The 21,380-nt window shown below is 41.6% G+C and carries 16 protein-coding genes and 1 pseudogene; 16 read left to right on the top strand and 1 reads right to left on the bottom strand.

Annotated elements, in window-relative coordinates; all coding sequences use genetic code 11:
* Positions 1-24: 24 nt before the first annotated feature.
* The 11 genes and pseudogenes from BMW59_RS22260 (at position 25) to BMW59_RS10840 (ending at position 11,167) form a co-directional block, all read left to right on the top strand.
* Complete coding sequence (locus BMW59_RS22260) at positions 25-3,930, top strand: hypothetical protein (protein ID WP_218141984.1); 3,906 nt, start codon at positions 25-27, stop codon at positions 3,928-3,930.
* Positions 3,931-3,935: 5 nt separating this feature from the next.
* Entirely contained in the window at positions 3,936-4,013 is a 78-nt protein-coding gene (locus BMW59_RS22440) for an LPXTG cell wall anchor domain-containing protein (RefSeq protein ID WP_425441270.1), read from the top strand.
* A 158-nt stretch (positions 4,014-4,171) separates the two neighbouring features.
* On the top strand, positions 4,172-5,878 hold the full coding sequence (locus tag BMW59_RS10870; protein WP_093051614.1) for a poly(glycerol-phosphate) alpha-glucosyltransferase: 1,707 nt from the start codon (positions 4,172-4,174) through the stop codon (positions 5,876-5,878).
* A gap of 184 nt (positions 5,879-6,062) precedes the next feature.
* On the top strand, positions 6,063-6,767 hold the full coding sequence (locus tag BMW59_RS10865) for a response regulator transcription factor (RefSeq protein WP_093051611.1): 705 nt from the start codon (positions 6,063-6,065) through the stop codon (positions 6,765-6,767).
* A 275-nt stretch (positions 6,768-7,042) separates the two neighbouring features.
* The gene (locus tag BMW59_RS10860) at positions 7,043-7,375 is read left to right on the top strand and encodes a hypothetical protein (RefSeq protein ID WP_093051608.1); all 333 of its coding nucleotides are present in this window, start codon (positions 7,043-7,045) and stop codon (positions 7,373-7,375) included.
* Positions 7,376-7,728: 353 nt separating this feature from the next.
* On the top strand, positions 7,729-7,851 hold the full coding sequence (locus BMW59_RS22435; protein WP_425441266.1) for an AbaSI family restriction endonuclease: 123 nt from the start codon (positions 7,729-7,731) through the stop codon (positions 7,849-7,851).
* Complete coding sequence (locus tag BMW59_RS10855; RefSeq protein WP_342740051.1) at positions 7,802-8,128, top strand: AbaSI family restriction endonuclease; 327 nt, start codon at positions 7,802-7,804, stop codon at positions 8,126-8,128. Before BMW59_RS22435 ends, BMW59_RS10855 begins: the two co-directional genes overlap by 50 nt.
* A 98-nt stretch (positions 8,129-8,226) precedes the next feature.
* A pseudogene (locus BMW59_RS22045) lies at positions 8,227-8,609 on the top strand (hypothetical protein).
* A gap of 275 nt (positions 8,610-8,884) precedes the next feature.
* Positions 8,885-9,322 carry a hypothetical protein gene (locus BMW59_RS10850; protein ID WP_093051602.1) on the top strand — a complete coding sequence of 146 codons (438 nt, stop codon included), beginning with the start codon at positions 8,885-8,887 and terminating at the stop codon, positions 9,320-9,322.
* A 37-nt stretch (positions 9,323-9,359) separates the two neighbouring features.
* Positions 9,360-9,656 carry a helix-turn-helix domain-containing protein gene (locus BMW59_RS10845; RefSeq protein WP_093051599.1) on the top strand — a complete coding sequence of 99 codons (297 nt, stop codon included), beginning with the start codon at positions 9,360-9,362 and terminating at the stop codon, positions 9,654-9,656.
* A gap of 353 nt (positions 9,657-10,009) precedes the next feature.
* Positions 10,010-11,167, top strand: coding sequence for an HNH endonuclease (locus BMW59_RS10840; protein ID WP_093051596.1), 1,158 nt, complete (start codon positions 10,010-10,012; stop codon positions 11,165-11,167).
* A 910-nt stretch (positions 11,168-12,077) separates the two neighbouring features.
* Here the strand turns inward: BMW59_RS10840 and BMW59_RS10835 are convergent.
* Positions 12,078-12,668, bottom strand: a complete 591-nt coding sequence (locus BMW59_RS10835; protein ID WP_093051593.1) for a hypothetical protein — start codon at positions 12,666-12,668, stop codon at positions 12,078-12,080.
* Positions 12,669-13,284: 616 nt separating this feature from the next.
* Between BMW59_RS10835 and BMW59_RS10830 the strand changes: the two genes are divergently transcribed.
* The 5 genes from BMW59_RS10830 to BMW59_RS10810 are packed head-to-tail and all read left to right on the top strand — an operon-like array spanning position 13,285 to position 20,543.
* Positions 13,285-13,866: an HNH endonuclease gene (locus BMW59_RS10830; RefSeq protein ID WP_177174297.1), complete on the top strand. Its 582-nt coding sequence runs from the start codon at positions 13,285-13,287 to the stop codon at positions 13,864-13,866.
* Positions 13,866-14,297 carry an SMI1/KNR4 family protein gene (locus BMW59_RS10825; RefSeq protein ID WP_093051587.1) on the top strand — a complete coding sequence of 144 codons (432 nt, stop codon included), beginning with the start codon at positions 13,866-13,868 and terminating at the stop codon, positions 14,295-14,297. Before BMW59_RS10830 ends, BMW59_RS10825 begins: the two co-directional genes overlap by 1 nt.
* 19 nt (positions 14,298-14,316) lie before the next feature.
* Positions 14,317-16,227: a dynamin family protein gene (locus BMW59_RS10820; protein WP_143051218.1), complete on the top strand. Its 1,911-nt coding sequence runs from the start codon at positions 14,317-14,319 to the stop codon at positions 16,225-16,227.
* Positions 16,214-17,959: a dynamin family protein gene (locus BMW59_RS10815; protein ID WP_093051581.1), complete on the top strand. Its 1,746-nt coding sequence runs from the start codon at positions 16,214-16,216 to the stop codon at positions 17,957-17,959. The genes BMW59_RS10820 and BMW59_RS10815 overlap by 14 nt, the downstream gene beginning before the upstream one ends.
* Positions 17,916-20,543, top strand: coding sequence for a dynamin family protein (locus BMW59_RS10810; protein WP_177174296.1), 2,628 nt, complete (start codon positions 17,916-17,918; stop codon positions 20,541-20,543). Before BMW59_RS10815 ends, BMW59_RS10810 begins: the two co-directional genes overlap by 44 nt.
* The last annotated feature ends 837 nt before the right edge of the window (positions 20,544-21,380 follow it).

Below are 21,380 nucleotides of genomic sequence, written 5' to 3'. Positions count from 1 at the left end.
TAGAAGGTTCAACAGGTGGCGGTGATGGACAGTTGCCTCCACCAGATGATGATACTGATGCAGATGCTGACGCCGACGCAGATGCGGATGCGGATGCAGACTCAGATGCTGATGCGGACGCTGACGCGGATGCGGACGCTGATGCAGACTCTGATGCTGATGCTGATGCAGACTCTGATGCTGATGCTGATGCAGACTCAGATGCGGATGCAGACTCAGATGCCGATGCAGACTCAGATGCGGATGCAGATTCAGATGCGGACGCAGATTCAGATGCCGATGCGGACGCGGACGCTGACGCTGACGCAGATTCAGATGCGGACGCTGACGCTGACGCTGACGCAGATGCGGACGCAGACGCTGATGCAGACTCAGATGCGGATGCAGACTCAGATGCGGATGCAGATGCCGATGCCGACGCAGATGCGGATGCGGACGCGGATGCAGATTCAGATTCAGATTCAGATGCGGACGCTGACGCGGATGCAGACTCAGATGCGGATGCGGATGCGGATGCGGATGCAGATGCGGACGCTGACGCAGACGCTGATGCAGACTCAGATGCGGATGCAGACTCAGATGCGGATGCAGACTCAGATGCGGACGCGGACGCTGACGCAGATTCAGATGCGGACGCTGACGCAGATTCAGATGCGGATGCTGACGCGGACGCGGACGCTGACGCAGACTCAGATGCCGATGCCGACGCTGACGCAGATGCGGATGCAGATTCAGATGCAGATTCAGATGCGGATGCGGACGCGGACGCTGACGCAGATTCAGACGCGGACGCTGACGCGGATGCAGATTCAGATTCAGATTCAGATGCGGATGCGGACGCTGACGCGGATGCAGACTCAGATGCTGACGCGGATGCAGACTCAGATGCGGATGCAGACTCAGATGCGGATGCCGATGCCGACGCAGATTCAGACGCTGACGCAGATTCAGATGCGGACGCTGATGCAGATTCAGATTCAGATGCGGATGCGGACGCTGATGCAGATTCAGATTCAGATGCGGATGCGGATGCAGATGCCGATGCCGACGCAGATGCGGATGCGGACGCTGACGCAGACGCTGATGCAGACTCAGATGCGGATGCAGACTCAGATGCCGATGCCGACGCTGACGCGGATGCGGACGCTGATGCAGATTCAGATTCAGATGCGGATGCGGATGCGGATGCCGATGCCGACGCAGATGCGGATGCAGACTCAGATGCTGACGCGGATGCAGATGCAGATGCCGATGCCGATGCCGACGCTGACGCAGATGCGGATGCGGACGCTGATGCAGACTCAGATGCGGATGCGGACGCTGACGCAGACGCGGATGCCGACGCAGATGCGGATGCAGATGCCGATGCCGACGCAGATGCGGATGCGGACGCTGACGCGGATGCAGACTCAGATGCTGATGCTGACGCTGACGCTGACGCAGATTCAGATGCGGACGCTGACGCAGATGCGGATGCAGACTCAGATGCTGATGCTGATGCAGACTCAGATGCGGATGCAGATGCGGACGCTGACGCAGACGCTGATGCAGACTCAGATGCGGATGCAGACTCAGATGCGGATGCAGATGCGGACGCTGACGCAGACGCTGATGCAGACTCAGATGCGGATGCAGACTCAGATGCCGATGCCGACGCTGACGCGGATGCGGACGCTGATGCAGATTCAGATGCGGATGCGGATGCGGATGCCGACGCAGATGCGGATGCGGACGCTGACGCAGATTCAGATGCGGATGCGGACGCAGACGCGGATGCAGACTCAGATGCGGATGCAGACTCAGATGCGGATGCAGATGCCGATGCCGACGCAGATGCGGATGCAGATGCCGATGCCGACGCAGATGCGGATGCGGATGCGGATGCCGATGCCGACGCAGATGCGGATGCGGACGCAGACGCTGACGCAGATTCAGATGCGGACGCAGACGCGGATGCGGATGCAGATGCGGACGCTGACGCAGACGCTGATGCAGACTCAGATGCGGACGCAGACGCAGATTCAGATGCAGACGCTGACGCAGATGCCGACGCGGACGCTGACGCGGATGCGGACGCGGATGCAGACTCAGATGCGGATGCAGACTCAGATGCGGATGCGGACGCAGACGCTGATGCAGACTCAGATGCGGATGCAGATGCAGACGCTGACGCAGACGCTGATGCAGACTCAGATGCGGATGCGGACGCGGATGCAGACTCTGATGCCGACGCAGATGCGGATGCCGATGCCGACGCAGATGCGGATGCAGACTCAGATGCTGATGCTGATGCGGACGCGGACGCAGACGCTGATGCAGACTCAGATGCGGATGCAGACTCAGATGCGGATGCGGACGCGGATGCGGACGCTGATGCAGATTCAGATGCGGATGCGGATGCGGATGCCGATGCCGACGCAGATGCGGATGCAGACTCAGATGCCGATGCGGACGCTGACGCAGATGCGGATGCAGATTCAGATGCGGATGCGGACGCGGACGCTGACGCAGATTCAGATGCGGACGCTGACGCGGATGCGGACGCTGATGCAGATTCAGATTCAGATGCGGATGCGGATGCGGATGCAGATGCCGATGCCGACGCAGACGCTGATGCAGACTCAGATGCGGATGCAGACTCAGATGCGGATGCAGATGCTGACGCTGACGCAGACGCGGATGCAGACTCAGATGCGGATGCGGACGCGGATGCAGACTCTGATGCCGATGCGGATGCCGACGCAGATGCGGATGCCGACGCAGATGCGGATGCAGACTCAGATGCTGATGCGGATGCGGACGCGGACGCTGATGCAGACTCAGATGCGGATGCCGACGCAGATGCGGATGCTGATGCGGACGCGGACGCAGACGCTGATGCAGACTCAGATGCGGATGCAGACTCAGATGCCGATGCCGACGCTGACGCGGATGCGGACGCTGATGCAGATTCAGATTCAGATGCGGATGCCGACGCAGATGCGGATGCCGATGCCGACGCAGATGCGGATGCAGACTCAGATGCCGATGCGGACGCTGACGCAGATGCGGATGCCGATGCCGACGCAGATGCGGATGCAGACTCAGATGCCGATGCGGACGCTGACGCAGATGCGGATGCAGATTCAGATGCGGATGCGGACGCGGACGCTGACGCAGATTCAGATGCGGACGCTGACGCGGATGCGGACGCTGATGCAGATTCAGATTCAGATGCGGATGCGGATGCGGATGCAGATGCGGATGCGGATGCAGATGCGGATGCGGACGCTGACGCAGATTCAGATGCCGATGCCGACGCAGACGCGGATGCGGACGCAGACTCAGATGCGGATGCAGACTCAGATTCAGATGCGGATGCAGATGCGGATGCAGACGCAGATGCGGATGCGGACGCAGACGCTGATGCAGATTCAGATTCAGATTCAGATTCAGATGCGGATGCGGACGCGGATGCAGACTCAGATGCGGACGCTGACGCGGATGCAGACTCAGATGCGGACGCGGACGCTGACGCGGATGCAGACTCAGATGCGGACGCTGACGCTGACGCAGATTCAGATGCGGACGCTGACGCAGATGCTGATGCAGACTCTGATGCTGATGCGGATGCAGACTCAGATGCGGACGCTGACGCGGATGCAGATTCAGATGCCGACGCTGACGCAGATGCGGACGCGGACGCAGACGCTGATGCAGACTCAGATGCGGATGCGGACGCTGACGCGGATGCAGATTCAGATGCAGACGCTGACGCAGATGCGGATGCAGACTCAGATGCGGATGCAGATGCCGATGCCGACGCAGATGCGGATGCTGACGCGGATGCAGACTCAGATGCGGACGCCGAAGATCCAGAAGATCCAGAAGATCCAGAGGACCCAGAAGACGATGAACTACCACAAACCGGAGCTGAATCTTCAGGCCTGATTTCAATGGTGGGTGCATTAATGGCTGGACTCGGTTCAATTATACTTTTTAAAAAACGCAGAAATAAAAAAGAAACAGTTTAATTAGAATTAACGGATAAACTCCCCCTCACCTTTTAGGATGGGGGGGGAATTTTACATATTGGTAAGGGTAAACGAAGTGAGTTTAGACAGGTGAGTGATGATTTAATAGTTGTATGATTTTAACCTATATGAATAGCCAAAAAGGGGGATTTTGTGTTATGGAAATGTTAGATCGAATCAGTTCACTAGTGAAAAAAATAGAGAAGAACGAAAAATTAGGCAATTATATTTTTGTTAGCTTAGCTAGTCCAACAGTGAAAGCAAAAGTAAAAAGGTTAAAAGTATCACGATATTTAAATGATAAAATTTTTGACCTTTGTTTAGGTTTTAAAGATAAAACTGGGAATTTTCCTGAATGGATAAAAATTGATATTATCACAGATACAAAACAGGTTGAATTTGAAAGTTTGAAAAAAGAAATGGAAATGACTAGGAGAAACTATATCGATTATGGTGTAAGTTATGATAAAGATTATATTTTATCATTTTTACCTGAAGAAATAAATGCGAACGCTTTTTTAAAACCAAGTAAAGATAAAACAGGGTTATTTTTTTCAGAAACGAATGTAAATAACTATTTAGATAAGTATAAATATCCAAAAAAAGCGAAATTAAAATCTAAATATAAACCATACCGAAACCAAACGTATAAAACAAAGCAAGTGATTAAATTCTATACGAAAAGTTACTTTATTGAAGAGGATGAAATAATAGAGCTTCATGATCGTGGCTACAATAAAGGGTTACGCAGAATCGAAAATCATCATGAGGAGATTGATCGACTGATTCATACAAGCGTTTCCTATTTAAAAGAGCAAATCAAAGAAGGTGGTCAATATGTGTATGGTTACTTCCCGCATTTTGATAAAAAAATTAATTTTTATAATAATTTAAGGCATTCATCTTCGACATATGCTTTAATTGAAGGCCTGGCATATTTGAAACAGGATGTAAGTGTAGCGAAACCACCGCTTGACTACATCATAGACCATTATTTATATGAATATGAAGGTGCGGCATTTGTATACGATGATTCAAATAATATCAAAGAGATTAAATTAGGCCAGAACGCAGCATTTGTTTTTGCAATATGTGAATATCTGAAATACTACCCGGATGAATTGGACCTGCTTAAAGCAGGACAAGCTGCAGCAAAAGGTATCCTGCATATGGTAGATTCAGAGAATGCCTCAACTACTCATGTTTTAAACTACCCTTCATTGACAGTAAAAGATAAATTTCGGGTGGTTTACTATGATGGTGAAGCCGCACTTGCACTGCTTAGGCTATATCAAATCGACAAAAATCCTATTTGGTTGGATACAGTTAAATTACTTTTTGAGAAATTTATTGAAGAGAAATATTGGAAATACCACGATCATTGGCTCGGATATTGTACCAATGAATTGGTTCAAATTGAGAATGACAAGAGATACTTTGAATTTGGAATTAAAAATGTTGCGGGATACTTAGATTACATTAAGAACAGGGAAACGACATTTCCGACATTTTTAGAAATGCTGATGGCGACTTACCACTTACTTCAGAAGGCAAAACAATATGGTTATGAAGATTTAATAGAGGAACATATGAACGAAGATGAGTTTCTTAACGTTATTCATAATCGTGCAGATTATCAGAGACTGGGATATTTCTACCCTGAAGTTGCGATGTATTTTAAAAATCCTCAGAGAATACTTGGATCATTTTTTATTAAACATCATGGGTACAGAGTGAGAATTGATGATATTGAGCATTATATCTCTGGTTATGTTCAATATCAAAGTGCTTTTTCTTTAAATAGAGATGAACGGAAGTTAAATCATCATCATTTAAGTGGTCGGATTATAGAGTATAAGCCTTGAATTATATCGTAGGAAACATGATGTAAGATGTGACGGTTAGCATAGGCGGAAGCTGAGCTGACTGCTTTTTAATATAACTCAAAATAAGTATGTATATGTTTTGTATATATTCAGAGTTTAAACTAAATACATGTAACTTAAAGGTTTAAAAGAGCGAGTGATGGATGAAAGGAGAGTACATTAAATGATAATAGAGAATCAGGGAAAAAATAAGTGTATTTCTATTAACCAAAAACTGACACACGAAAATATCATATTTTATGATTCGAAAAACATGTTACCTGCAAATTTAGTTGGAAATATTAGAAACTATATTGAAATGAAAAGTCCAGATATAAAAAATGACAAAAAATACTGGAATTTTTATGTTGTTGATAGATATAGAGAAGATATCATACAGCAATTAAAAACTATTATACAAAACAACCTATGTCATACTAGAACGGTACTTGTAATAAGCGGATCTCTGGATAAAAATATCATAAAATATTTATACCTGCCTATAAAGGGTATCGTATCATTAACGTACTTAACCAATGAATATAAAACTGTTCTTAGTTCTTTAGAAAAATATGAAATGTTTTTAGACCATGATTTACAAAAAGAATTAATATCAGTCATTAATATTAATACTCCATCCTCTATACCGGTTAAAAAGTTCATATTAAATAAAAATAAAATAACAATAAATCTATCTGAGAGAGAATATCAATTGCTTCAATTTTTATTAGATGGGTATAACGTTTCAGAAATTGCTAACAAAATGAGTTTCTCTCAATCCACTATATCTCAAAACTTAGGTGACTTGTTGAAAAAGATGAAAGCGTCTAGCCGAACGGCTGCTGCTGTAGAAGTTATCCGTAATGGATGGATATACACTTGCAGATAATAAAATTAAACACAATTATGTGTGGGTCTTCATCTTTTCATTAATGAATGCCGGATTAAAGCATATCTCACGTCATCTTGAATTGATAAGTTATAATTCTGGATAACTGAACTCTACTGGGCATCGGCATTAGCCGGTGCTTTGTTATTTTTGTTACCCGCACAATATCGGAAATTAATATGCGAGACTTAAATAATAGATAAATATTACCACATTATGAAATTAATGATATACTTGGTAGGTGTTTATACATAATACTTAAGGAGGGTTACATCATGATGGTAAAATTAAGAAACGAAGCTGGAGTAACGAAGGAGGTAAAGCTTGGTTTTAGCTGGACGACGTTTTTCTTCGGTTTTTTTCCGGCTTTGTTTAGAGGAGATTTGAAGTGGGCAGCAATTATGTTTATTACTGCAGCAGTAGCGGCATTCTTTACATTAGGTTTTGGTGCTTGGATCCCAGGAATCATTTTCTCATTTGTTTATAATAAACTTTATATTAAAGACCTGTTAGAAAAAGGCTACCATCCAGCAAGTGATGAAGCGAAAGCTGAGCTGCAATCAAGAGGAATAATTTCCTCTGACACAGCAGCTTCTGTAGGTGCTTAATAAGTGCCTGTGACTGATCACCTTATCACTTATAAAATAAACATATAAATTATGATTTTTCAAAAATATGGCACATATGACAAGCATACGTATGTGAAAATAATGCTCCCCTCTTTTAGAGCGGGAGCTTTTGTATATTTAGAAAAAAGTTGAACATATAGCGACTGAATCATTATTACTTTCCTTAGGATTTAATCGGTGTCATTAGTTAATACTGAAAATAGTGACGATTCGATTTAAAAGAATTGCACGGTAGAAGTAGTTCAAAGAGAACACATTCCCAGTATCTGTTATTTATACTGAAAAATGTATAAACGATTAATTTATCTTAAAAAAGAAAAAAGGTGTAGCGCATGAATAAACGGGACTATTTAGTAAGAACTTTTTCCCGAACAAAACGGAAAGATTGTGAGAACAATATTCTAACTGCCATCTGGCATAAGCTTAATAACCTGGACATTCTTCCAGTCAGCTAGCAATATAAAACGGGCAAATGGCTCCTATGCCTTAATTGATTTGTACTTCCCCCAGCTTCATATTGGAGTGGAAGTTGATGAAGCCCATGATAAACAGCAGGTAGCAGCGGATGAACTCAGGATGGATGACATTATTGCTTCCGTTAACGAAGAGGCGATGGATGATTTTCTCTGTTTAAGAGTGGATGCCACGCAATCAATTGAAGCGATTGAACAACAGATTACGGAAGTTGTGGCGGTTATTCAGGAGCGTGCTGCAAACAAAGAGTTAAGCTGAATAACGTATGAACTAGAGTTGGCTCAATTAAAAGAAATAGATGTGTTGAGTATATATACACTGTTTCATTTAAAGACATTAAAGATATTGCCAACACCGTGTTTGGGAAACAGGCGAAACGTTATCAGAAAAGTTATTTCAGAGTGTATGAGAATACGTGGCTGTGGTGTCCGAAGTTGTCTGTTGAGGTTGACGGGGTTAAAAAATCCATGGCCAAAGGGTGGATTAATACGTTGGCATCAGACTGGCCTATATAGACGAATCCCACGAATCGGCTGAAATTGTTGAAAACCGGAAAACACTGTTTCAAAAAGAGGTCGATCAGGATCAGCAACGAGCAGTATTTGCAAAATATAAAGACAACCTTGGCATGAACCGTTACCGTTTCATCGGGCTATTCAAGTGTGCAGGTTTAGATCCTAATGACCATACGAGTATACGGTATCATCAAGTGGAAGACCATATTCGGATCGTACGTTAATATGGGTATCTGCGCAAGCAACAGGCAGGAAATGTTAAGTAAAAGCGGAGTTCCTTAGAGGGGGGACTCCGCTTTAGTAAGGGAAGGGAATATAGCCTAGAGGAGCGCGTCAACTCACATTTCTCTAAGTAAGTTTAAAAGCTGCCAAGACTTAAGATAGTAGCAATTCAACCGGTATACGTTTAAACGTATCGTTTGCATCAATAAATAATTAATTGAAACTTAATAGCATAGATGCTATCATAAAGGTAATAATATAAAGAAGGGTAAATCATATGCAGGAGTATAAACGCTTTAAAATCGTTTATACAGGACATGTCGCAGACTTCGAAGAGGAAATTTTATACTGGGCTGAACAAGAAGTCAGAAAAGGTAAACCGGGATTATGGTGTGAGCTGGCGGATAATTATGCAAGACAACTTACTATAATTAGTCTTAATCCTTATCCGGAAGAGACTAATGGAACGGTTGAAGTTGAAGATGAAGATGAAACACCTCCATCGCTAAAGCATCTTGATGTGTATACACGGTATCCTAACTTCTATAGGTGGGGGGTACCAGGCAGGCGCACGGGAGACCACCGTATCATTTATGCTATTCATAATTTCCATAAAGTCATTTTGCTTTATTATTTTGATAAACAATACAATGGCGCGATTAAGCGTCATGATTTACAGCCAGCCGAGTTGAATTATGAATATTACTGTATTTAGGATCAGAACCTTTACTAGGGTGAAAGGGGGAAAAGGTATGAGCGACTTTTTAAAAAAATACTCAGCTATTAGGGGTAATGACCATGTAGAAAGTCTTCAGTTAGAAGGTCAAATAGCAGCACAAATAAAATCAAAACGACAGAAATTAAAGATATCGCAGCAGGAACTTGCGGATCTGGCTAATATTCCTAAATCAACAATTGGCAGAATAGAAGCGGGGTTAACCAGTCCTAAAGTAGAGACTTTATTAAAAATATCCAAAGCTTTAGGAACTCCCTTTATTATTGATGGAACACCAGGTAATGAAGATAAAAACATGACTTTAAAAACGTGAAACGTTCAGGAGGAAAAGGGTTTATCAGGCCTGGCTGATAGATATAGGACGGAAAAATAAAAAAAGCGGAGTTCCTTTTGAAAGGGGACTCCGCTTTAGTATGGAAAGGGAAAATAGCCTTAGAGGAGCGCGTCAACTCACATTTATTTAAGTAAGTTTAAAAAGCTGCCAAGAATTAAGAAAGCTGCTACTCCACCGGTATATATTAGAATAGCTATCCATAGTAAATGCTGGTGCCTAGTCCCCTTCTTGAAAAAATTATCTATTATCGAAATCTACATATTTAATTATTTTGTATATATTTTTTAGGAATGGAAACAATTGTTTTAACTTTGGGAAATGGGGTTGAGTATATGACTTTGGTTAAAAATCAAGAGGTATTGGTGAATTGGAATAGCAAGCATAAAAAATATTACATGAATAAGGGTTATAAGTTTACCAAACTATATGATGAAATTAAGGTTAATGCTCAAGATCTTCCTATTTATTCCAAAATGAAAGTGGATGTGAGGTGTGACACTTGTGGGAGAGGTAAAAAAATGTCTTTTTGCAGTTATTATAGACAATTTGAAAAGTTAGGTTTTAATAATTGTAAACAACATCTGCAGAGTTATTATGAGAATTGTTTCGATAAAGAAGGTTATCAACTTCTTAGTGAGGTAAGAAATGCTAAAGCTGAATTAAAATTTATTTGTAATAAAGGGCACGATGGAAAAACTAACTGGAATAAGTTTAAAAATGGAACCAGATGTAAAAAATGTAGAATTGAAAACCGTTGTAGTTTAACTCGTTTCAATTATCAATTTGTAAAAGAAATATTTGACTCCAGAGGCTACCAACTTTTAACTGAATCCTATAGAAATGTTGAACAAAAGTTAGAGTTCATATGTCCAAATAATCATAAACATTTCATTACTTTTAGTTCTTTTTATTATAACTTAAGTGATTGTGGTAAGTGTAGAGGGATGAAAACAGGTAATCGAGATCGCCACTCTTATGAATATATACAGGAAAAATTTAAAGATCGAGGGTATTTTATCTTATCACCGAATTATCTTAATTCAAGTCAAAAACTTGTTTATTTATGCCCTGAAGGCCACGTTGGAACAATAAAGTACTGTCATTTTAAAAGTGGACATGGTTGCTTTGATTGTGGAGTGATTAACAGAACAGGGGAAAAAAGTCCAAGATGGAACCCAAAACGGGAAATGGCTGATAGGGTTAAAAGAAGACAATATAATGAGTACACGAAATTTAGAGAGGATGTATTTTTTCGCGATGATTTTACATGTCTTTGCTGCTGTCAACGAGGTGGAGAACTTGTTGTCCACCACCTAGATGGCTATCATTGGTGTGATGAAAAAAGAACAGATCCAGAAAATGGAGTTACCCTGTGCAAATCTTGTCACATTGATTTTCATAGTGCAAACGGAAGTAAAAACAATAAGAGAGAGCAGTATGAATTTTGGATTAAGCATAAAAAAAAGTGTCTCTTAATTTTAGTGGGATGAGCTATTATAAAAAAGTCCCATCCAAAGGGATTGGTGACCTATGCCTTGGTATCTATACCTGCATTAAGTCTTTAATTAATTTTTGATAAGCTATAAAGCATAAATAAGTATAAATAAAACCTTTGGATTTTCCTTCACCTCTTGGAATTCTTTTTCATTATTATAACAGAAATCAACGGCTCCACAGGGTGGTCACATTGCCGCCTCCAGTAAAACTAGTTTCGCAGAAGGTTTTACAAAAGATCTTTAGTATTACGAAGAGGTCTTGGGCCGGTGGGGCGGCGATGGGTACTTTGTTTGTTACCGGTCTGTTGAATGTCGGCCTGCTCCACCCTTTTTTATCGATGGAAACGCCTGCTTTATTAGTATATTAGTGGTGAACCGGAAGGCCCTTAAAGGTTCGAATTTATGATATTAACTGATAAATTAGATTTTTTTTCCATAATAGGGGAATAATTTGAATAAAGAGTGTTACAGTTGTGGTGGGACTGGCATAGACCCGTGCAAGGTTTATGAGCTGAATGTGATTTGAGAGAAGAACTTGGTTTAGTTCTGGGAAATTGCAAAGTAAGCGTCAAATAATCCCCAGCTATTAATTAGGTGGGGATTTCATTATACTTTAGTTAATGTACTTTTTCTTTTGACATGGTTATCAGGTTGAAACGAAGAGCGTTATAAAAGACCTGAAGGGCTCAGTTCTAATTAAACTGAATTGATAATTGTAACGATCGTAGTGATCATCTTTTCCTTTTCTAACCTAGCATCCCATACATGATTTTTATTTTTACTAAGAAGAAGAGAGAGTAGTAATTAATCAGTAGGGCGGAGAGTGGTTGTATCTGAGAAATAGAGAGGCAAGAATTGCCCCTCTATTTATTTCTATTTGAGTTGAATACGATATTATTTAAATCTACTTTACAAATCGTAATAATTCTACTGCAGCATTAAACCGACGGTCCAAATCTTTAGAATTTAGTTCTTTTTCTACTATAGATAGAGCTTTTTCAAGGGTTTCTACAGACAAGGTTTCTTTAGAAGTAAGATACCTATCCAAGCCGGCACTTTCAACTGGGTGCTTAAACTGAGTGATAGTCCCCCTGTTTCTCAACAGTTCTGTGACATTTTCGGGTAATTCATCTTTATTAATAGTAGCTGTCCATTTTACTTCCCGCTGATGACAGATACCATATTCGTCATTATCGTAGTCTTTTTCATATTCGTAAGATCCTACGATTCCTAGGTGTGCATATTCACCATCGGATATAAGGACTAAATCATTTTTATCCATTGTATTCACAAATGCATTAACAGCCCCTAAATATGTGCCTAACTGCTGCCCTTGATAACCATACTTTTTTTCCAAACGTTCCTTGAGCTCCTGCTTACTTACACCACTTAAGTCTCCTATTCCTGGCCATCCAATAGCGACATATCCCTTTTCTAAAAACTCTTCCAACCTTTCTTTCCCATGAGGCTTACTTTTCATTTGAAATAATTTCATTGTAAATCCCTCCGGATCCCTAAGTTCAAATTAGGGTTGATAACAATAATATATAATAATTAAATAATTACGTCAACCCTAATTAACCTTAATTTATAATTACGGTTATTGAGGGTTTTAAGGGGCGAAGAAGGCTATTAAATCACGATGGTTTATGGATTTATAGGGTGAGTCGGTTCATCAGGCTCTTTAATTTGAGGCTTTATCGTTTCAGTAATGGTGCCCAGTGAGAAAATTATAAAAATCTTCTCTTCAGTTTCTGTAATACATAGACTACCAGTTCCTCTGCACACTTGGCATGAAATAAATAGAGATATAGATCTACCCTGCTAAACACACCCAACATTACTGGGGGCGCACTTATAAAAATAGGAATATTTTACTTTAAATTATTTTTTTACGAAACATGTTGCCTAACATGGTATAATTTAACTATTATATAAGTCTTATAAGGGTGTGGTGTTTGATAGCAAAGAGTTCAAGTTTAAAGGGGATATAGTAAATGTCAAATACTTAAGTGATGAGCAACAGAAAAACCACTGTGGTTCTTTTTGTTTAGTTTAATAGTTTTGTTTTAATGGTTCTATTATGTCCTAATTTATTGGAGGTATTTTCGATGGAAGAACTTTTGACCGGAATTGAGTATCTTGATTTTGATGAACAAGGGTATACGTTCATCGATACGGATATAACAGCCTTGGATTTGACAGCGGACACATTTGCTCAATATGAAGATACATATTTACCGCCGGATTTTTTTGAATCTATAGATGTGGAAGCTGAGGGGTTGCTGAGTACTTTTAATGCTGAACTGGAAGGGGAAGTGCACCCTGAGACGGGAGTTTCATATGAAGTTAATAAGGTTTTGACAGATGAAGGGTTATGGAAAAAGGGTGTCTTTCCCGTGTTTGACGCGGAATTTGACGCGCATCTGCCAATTGACCAGTATCAGGCGAGTCCTTACTATCATCAGCAGATTGCCAATGAACAGTTGCAATTTGCCTATGAAACCGATGCTAGCCGATTTAGCCATTTCGGAGAAGACCAGATTGAACAAATAATTGATGGCGAAACACCTGAAGGCTATGTTTGGCATCATCATGAAGAGATGGGCCGCATGCAGCTGGTTGAGAGTAACATGCATGATCCGTCAGGACACACAGGCGGCATGAGTATCTGGGGAGGAGGTTATTCATAATGGAATCGATTGAGGAAGTCGTTTGGAAATTCGCCAAGGGCTCAGTATCGATCAAGGAGATTGAAGAGGCAGAAAAGAAACTGAATGTCATTTTTCCAGACCAATTAAAAAGGCTGTATCAGACGAGAAATGGGGGAGGGCCGCGTCCGAATCATATGGAAACATTATTTGGGCGGGAAGTGCGCCTTCGCTATTTTTTGCCAATTGGTGAGACGTATAAGGATAATCTTGTTGAAGTGAATAAGAAAATGAAAAAACTTCTTCCCGACAACTATCTGGCAGTAGCTAATGATGATTTTGGCAACTATTTCTGCATGGACCTTAAGATGTCTGGCTCATTTCGGCTGTTCTTTTGGGATCATGAAAGTAAGGAGCTAGACATGGTTAAAATAACCTACACCAAGCGGCTAAAACAAATTGTACAGAACTGAAAAGGTTGTGACAGAAACGATGAAAGAGATTATACAGGAAACGCCATTTGATACGGTCAAGTTTATGATTAACCAGAATCTCCATCGAATACGCCAGACCTTTTACCGGCTAGAGTTGGATGAGCGGACACAGACACTTGACGAAATTAGGATGCACCTGAACGAAGTTCCATTTCAGCTGACGGTAGTGGGTGATTTTAGCCGCGGAAAATCAACGTTTATTAATGCCATTCTCGGACGAGATATACTGCCCTCCAAAACGGTCCCATCTACGACATTTATCACGCATATCCGACACAGCGAAAAGGAAAAGATCACCCTTTCCTACGTAGGTGGCTTAATGGAAACCAAGGACCTTACGGACTTTAAAAAACTTATTGCCCCTCGGCAGCCGCTTGATTATGAGGAAAAAGCGGTTGAGGAATATGAGGAGCGGCTCCAAATGCTTCAATCGATTAGCGGTGCTCATGTCGCTTACCCTCTGCCGTACACCGCGTCCCATCATTATGAAATTATCGATACACCGGGAATGAACGATATTTTTGACCAGCGGGAAGCCATCACCAGGGCGTATTTGCCAAAATCTGATGCTATTCTGTTTCTGCTATCGGCAACCAGCCCGATTAGTGAGTCAGAGAAAAAGTTTCTCGAACAGGAAATTCTCTCGAAGCAGATTCGCAATGTTTTTTTTATCTTAAACTTCAAGGATCGTCTGAAAACCGAAGATGAAGAAGAGCGGGTATTGCGGTACATCAAGGACCATCTGGATAAGATTAAGGGACTTAACGAGGCGAAGGTCTTCCTGGTATCCAGCCTTGAGGCGCTTCAGATCAAGCGGATTGAAAGCGGAGAGAGTTTCCGGGTGAGACGGAGGAAATACACTTCACTTGAAGAGACGGGATTTAATAGATTCGAAGAAGAACTGGACCGGTTTCTTCAATATGATCAAGGGAAAGTGAAAGCGGCTAAACAGATTCGCCGCCTGCTTGCTCTCAATGAATCAGTTATAAAACATGAAATTAGCGTAAGAAAAAAAGCGCTGGAACAGAACAAGGCCAAGCTGAAAAAAGAAATGGCCATTCTTAATAAAAAAGTAGATCAATTGAAAAAAGAGATGGAATCAAAGGTTAAACAGATTATTACGAAATTACAGCAGGATAAAAATGAACTGAGGAAACGAATTGAGAAAGAACAGAAGGTGATAAACAGGGAAAAAAAAGATTGTTTTACGGAATCCAGTGCCAGATCTTATTTGCACAGGATGTCCGTAGAAGAATACGCTGAAATCGTGCTGGAAGAGACTCGTGAAGAATATAGAAGAGTAAGTACGTACTATAACAAATATATAGAAGAGAGAGTGGAGGCAACGATTCAGGAAATTAATAAAGCACTGCAAAAATTATCAAACGCGTTCAACCATGAGCAACCCGAAGATCTCGCAGGAGTGCTGGCTTTTTCAGGGGATATAGTCGAAGAGGATTTCACCGACGGGGGCTTAAACAGCCTAAAGGGTTTTTTAGGTGCTGCGAGCAGATACGTGCAGAAAGCTCTTCCTATGGGGTGGTTTACAGCAATAACAATCTTTGGGAAATATATCCTTCAAAAACGCGGACTGAAAAAATACAATGCTCAGATGGAAAACTTTTTAACGGATTATGGTACCAGGCAACGGAAGCAGCTAATGAAAATGCTTGAAGATGAAACAAAACATCTGGAGAAACAAATGCAAGCATATATCCGTTCATCACATAAGAAGTACAAGGAAAATATAGTGGCAATGAAGCGTGACATGGAACTGTCGCATGAAAAAAATATCCAAAAAATGTTTGAATATGAGAGTGATGAAGCCAATTTAACGGAAACCAATCAGACATTAAAGGATATACTGAAGACTTACTGTGAGGAGGAAGAGGAATATGGATCATTATAAAGAGCAACTTGATATTCTTAAGGAATTTGCCAATGAAAAAACAACAGGAGACCGGGTGGCTGAACAAATTGATCAGCTTGTCAACGATATAGAGGAAGACAATTTCGTAGTTACAGTGCTTGGTGAATTCAAGAAAGGGAAATCGACGCTTATAAATGCTCTGCTTCGACAGGATATTCTCCCAACAGATGTTCTTCCGGCCACAGCGTTTATCCACAAAATCAGCCACGGAGCATCAAGGGCTCTGAAAGCAGTGAGTGACGTTGGCAGTGATGAGTACCAGTTACATTCCAGTGCTTTAAAGTCGTTTACATATAATGAAAATGAGGCACAGTCCTTAAAGTATCTGTCGTTTGAAATGGACCTGTCCCATCTCGATAAAAAGCTGACGCTGATTGATACACCCGGTGTAGGCGATCTGCAAGACCATAAATTCGAAGTTACCTACGACTCCATCCCAAGATCTAACGTAGTAATTTTTACACTTGATCTAACCACTCCCATCCGTAAAACAGAGTTGGAATATTTAAAAGATAGTATTCTTCCGATGCTCACAGGAGATATCATCTTCGTCGGGAATTTCTCCGACCGGCTGGATGATGATGAGCTCGATGAAGTTGTCAATTACATGGAAACGAAATTGAAAAAAGAACTGGAAATGAATATTGCCCTCTGGCCTGTTTCTTCATCCATCGCCCTTAAAGGCCATGACGATGAGGAGTGGCGTGCCTTTGAGGAAGATCTGATCGCTAAGATTAAAAGCGGGGCCCAAATTGTGAAGAAACAACAGGTAATCGAACAGCGGGTGGAGCTGATTAAAAGCGCTCTGGAAGATGAAATAAAAAGGGTACTCTCTATGAAAAAAATGGATGAGGAGCATCTGGAACAGGTACTTTCAAATCTGCTTACATTGAAAAATCATCTGAATGAAACCGTTAAACAGTTTAGCCACAAAGCCGAAAAGCTAAAACAGAACTTGCAATCGATCTATCAAAATAAAATTCATGAATACGTTGATGATCTTGAGGAAGACATAGATAACGAAATTATTATGAATTTACCTGGTGATCTAAAAAACTATTTCGAAAAGATGCTTCCGAAAAAAATAGAAAAGCGTATAGTAAAATGGATTAAACAATCGGAAACTGAGTTGAGACAGAATGTTGTAAAAATAGAGGAACAAATGACTGAGTTCATGAAACTGGAAATTGAGGATACACTGAGCAGTGGTAATGAGCTTTTGACGGGGAATAAAGTGTCCCGAGACCTTGTTTCGTTCAGCGTGTCACCTTCTAAAAAGAAGGCTGATGCAAGAATTGAGTCAGGGGTGGCGGTCAGTGCAGCAGGGGGGTTAGCTGCGTTGACAGCGGGAAGTCTATTATTGTTACCGATCATGCTTGTTGGGGCCCCTTTTTTAAATGATTATTTGAAAGACAAGAAGCTTGAGCGTGTGCGTGAGCAGATTCGCCCCCTCATTAAAGAACGGTTCGATGAGCTCAGGAAATTACTGTCGGAGAACTTCGATGAGTATATTTATGAAACGGTAGATGAAACCAGAGATGAAATTATTGAAAACTATCGCATGCAAGTAGAGGAAACCGAAGCAGACATTCGTCATGAAATTAATGTAAGAACAGACAAGCTAGAAGAAGGCTATCAGATTAATGAAGGTGATTGGGATGCATGCATTGCACAAATTGAAAACTTATCCGCTGGAAAAGCTGCGGTCTAAAACTTTGTATACGGATCAGCGTTCTCTTGAAACACTTTCAGACTTAAGCTGTTTTATCCAGGAAGCAGATCGATCAGAGAGTGGAACGAGGGGACACTATTACTTGGGTGAAATCTATTTTTTTCTTGGAGACATTGATGCTGCAATAAGTCACTGGAACCAGGTAGGGGTGATGGACTATACCCTGTCTGTATGGGCAGAAAAGAATATTGCTGATGCCATGAGGAAAAAGGGGAATTTGAAAAAAGCGATAGCTTGTTATGAGCGGATTCAACCTCTTGATACGGATTTATACGAAACGGTTCTCTATGAACTGGCGGAGCTAACGGAAACCATTGGTGATTATCGTTCTTTTTATTATCATTTGAAACTACTTGCTGTAAACCCTCTGTATAGTGATGTAATGGAGAGGTCCTATCATCTTTTTATTTCACATGAGCTGCACGAAACGGCTCTTAAAGTTGTTGGAATTGCTCTAAAGAACTCTCCTTCCCTCAAATGGTTCAGCCGGTATAGGGAAAATCGGTCGCATGTTAGCGAATGCGGCAAGTTATTGCCGTTTCAGCTTGCCGAGGGTTTAATCCGCTTTAACGATGACGAGTTCCTCGAGAATGACTTTTTCTACTTTTGCGAGGACTCGGTGGATCAAGAGCTGATTCATACATTTCTTTATTTCGTGTATGACCACATATCCGAAGAAAGGCGGCGAAGACACCAGCAGCGTTATGAAGCTTTCCTCGCTGTCTGTATTCAGCGAGGATTTCTGGTGGGAGGTGACACGAAAGAAAGCTTAGAAGCATTATACGAAGTAACTGAGCAAACGGGCGTCGGCTTCTATGTGGCGGGACTATTGAAAGGGAAAATGGAGAGTGAATATGAGAGTCTGGCGGCCTCTTCGATTTTAAGACTTCTGAGTCGCTTTCAGGAAGTAATAAACGATTATGTCCGATCGCTTCGAGTTGTTAGGCTTGATCCTGTTCACTTCTATTGGCATGAATCTGCACTGGATGAATCAAGACGTTCTCTTATGTTATGCGGAACATTCAATAACGGAAAAACAAGCTTTATTCATTCAATTCTTAACCAGGAGATTGCTAAAACCGATTTAATTCCGACAACATCAACGGTTTCTTTCATTGAAGCGGCTGACCGTACATTGCGTTATGAAATTACAGGGAAGACTGAGCTGAAAGAAATTAATCAGGAGGATTTTCTGATCAACACGACCATTGACCATGACAATGATGAGGGCCGGCATAATCAGAAACGCTACCTCGTGAAGACACCATTTAAACGATTTGATCAAGTTCGTTTTATTGATACACCTGGGTTTAATGACCGCTCGACAGATCAGAATGCGACATTTGAAAATCTTCATTATGCTGATGCACTCCTCTATATAATGAGTGCGGAGCATCCGTTTACGCGGATAGAGAAGGAGACAATTGACCGGATTAGAGAAACGGCGCCAGGCTTACCCATCCATATTGTTGTTAATAAAATGGATTACGTTTACGATGATGAGGTTACTGAGGTGATGGAGAATGTTCAACACAATGCAATGAAGTATATTTCTCGTGATATTAAAGTATTTCCATACTCCTGTGAAGAGGAGTTTTTCCAGAGAGAGATTATCACTTGGCTGGATTCTGAGGATATTGAGATCCAATACACCCAAAGGGTTAGGAACTGGCTTAATTCTATACCAGAGTATTTGAATCAGTTGAATAAAAAGCAGCAGCAGGTTGATCTGTTTCTGAAACAGCAACTGGAGGAATCAGAATTGCAGCTTACCTTTCTCGAAAGCCAGTCAGAAGCCATTGTTACAGTCTATAGTCAGGTAGCGGATGATTACATGGTTAATGTTAAAAAACGAATGGGTGAGTGGAACCAATCCACATTTGCCAGTATCAGTAACCTTATTGAAAAAACGGTGTCACAAATCAACGATTCGCAAAAAATGGACAAAGTAGCGGTGCACGTCCAAATCGAAATTATGGAAAAATTCCCAGCGTTGATCCGAAAAGAGATCTTAACCGACTATATCAAATTATGTATGAATACTGCGGCTCAAGTCACACAAAGTTTATTTGCACGAACTGAGCTATGGAGAAACATGGATCATGAAAAAAAGAGACAAGAAGCTGAAGCAAAAGCCCAGTCAGTCATTAACGATATTGCATTGACATTGAACCAAAAAAATTATGATGCCGAACTGTCAATTCAGTATGGAGGGGTAATTGAGAATATTAAAGGCTTTTTCCAAGACAAAGAAGCAGCTAATAGGCGCCAAGTCGAAGAATATGTTGCCGAGCTTCGCTATACTGGTGTCTCATCTCTGTTTAATCGAGTGCTGCAATCTTTTCAACAAGAGAAAGGGCCCGAAGAGATGTTTGAGTTAATTTATGGAGATCTCTTCACCACTCTGAAGAATCACAATACGGAATTGATATCAGAGGCGGAGAAAAAAATAGAACATCTGAAAAAAATGACTGATTATGCTCATCAGGATCGCACCACTATCGAAGAAGAAGTTCACCCGACCATCTCCTCAACACTAAAATTTTGGGAAGATTACCTTTAGAATGGTACCACTTAAGAGTCTTGGTATTTTACTGTAGTATGCTAATCATTTAGGGGCAGGATACACTCTCTATCTCCCCTTAAATGAATGGTGTTAGCCAAGGTGCATGCTGTACGAATATTCAGTAGAAGTGCAGTCCCTTGTATTAGAGTAGGGTGTAGTCTAAAGTGGTCATGTTCCTAACAAACAAGAATACTTCAAGTAAGCCAGCATTCTGGGATAATTCCAGTGCTTCAATTTCTTCTTATACCTCCTCTTCTGTAAAGCCTCCAATTCAGCATTGAGTAACTCTTTGTTTTCTTAAAACGATTCGATCTCTGCGCAGCCGCATCCCTGATGCCTGTGAGTAATTCAATCACCTCAATCAACTCTGATAGGCTCATCATCCGGTCACGTACAGCCGATTGGCATCTTCAACCATGTACATAATGCTAAAATTCCCCATCACCAACACACCAAACAAACCAATCAGCAACTTCCAACACCTTCTAATAAACGTCCTGTTTATTCAACCTCCCGCTTTTTTGAAAAGAGACCGACGCTGCAACTGGAAAATTTTTAACTATTTTCGGCGAGGAGGTAATTATCTTTATATCTTCAGAAAAGAGAGGTAAGAGTAACAGATAACCTGCTCATTTAGATGTATAGGCTATTAAATTGTAAAACAGTGTTTAAGCCTATAAAGCAATGAAGAGAAGGACGATAAAATGGTATTGTTTATGCTAAAGTGTGCAGGTTTAGCTCCTAATGACCCTGGAAGTATACGGTATTATTAAGTGAAAGACCATATTCGGGTTTGCGTTAATTATTGTTTTTTGTTAAAGAAATGATAAAATA

The organism is Salipaludibacillus aurantiacus, from assembly GCF_900111295.1.
Lineage (GTDB): Bacteria > Bacillota > Bacilli > Bacillales > Salisediminibacteriaceae > Salipaludibacillus > Salipaludibacillus aurantiacus.
Note: the sequence above shows the minus strand (reverse complement) of the source record. Positions and strands in the feature narration are given on the sequence as shown.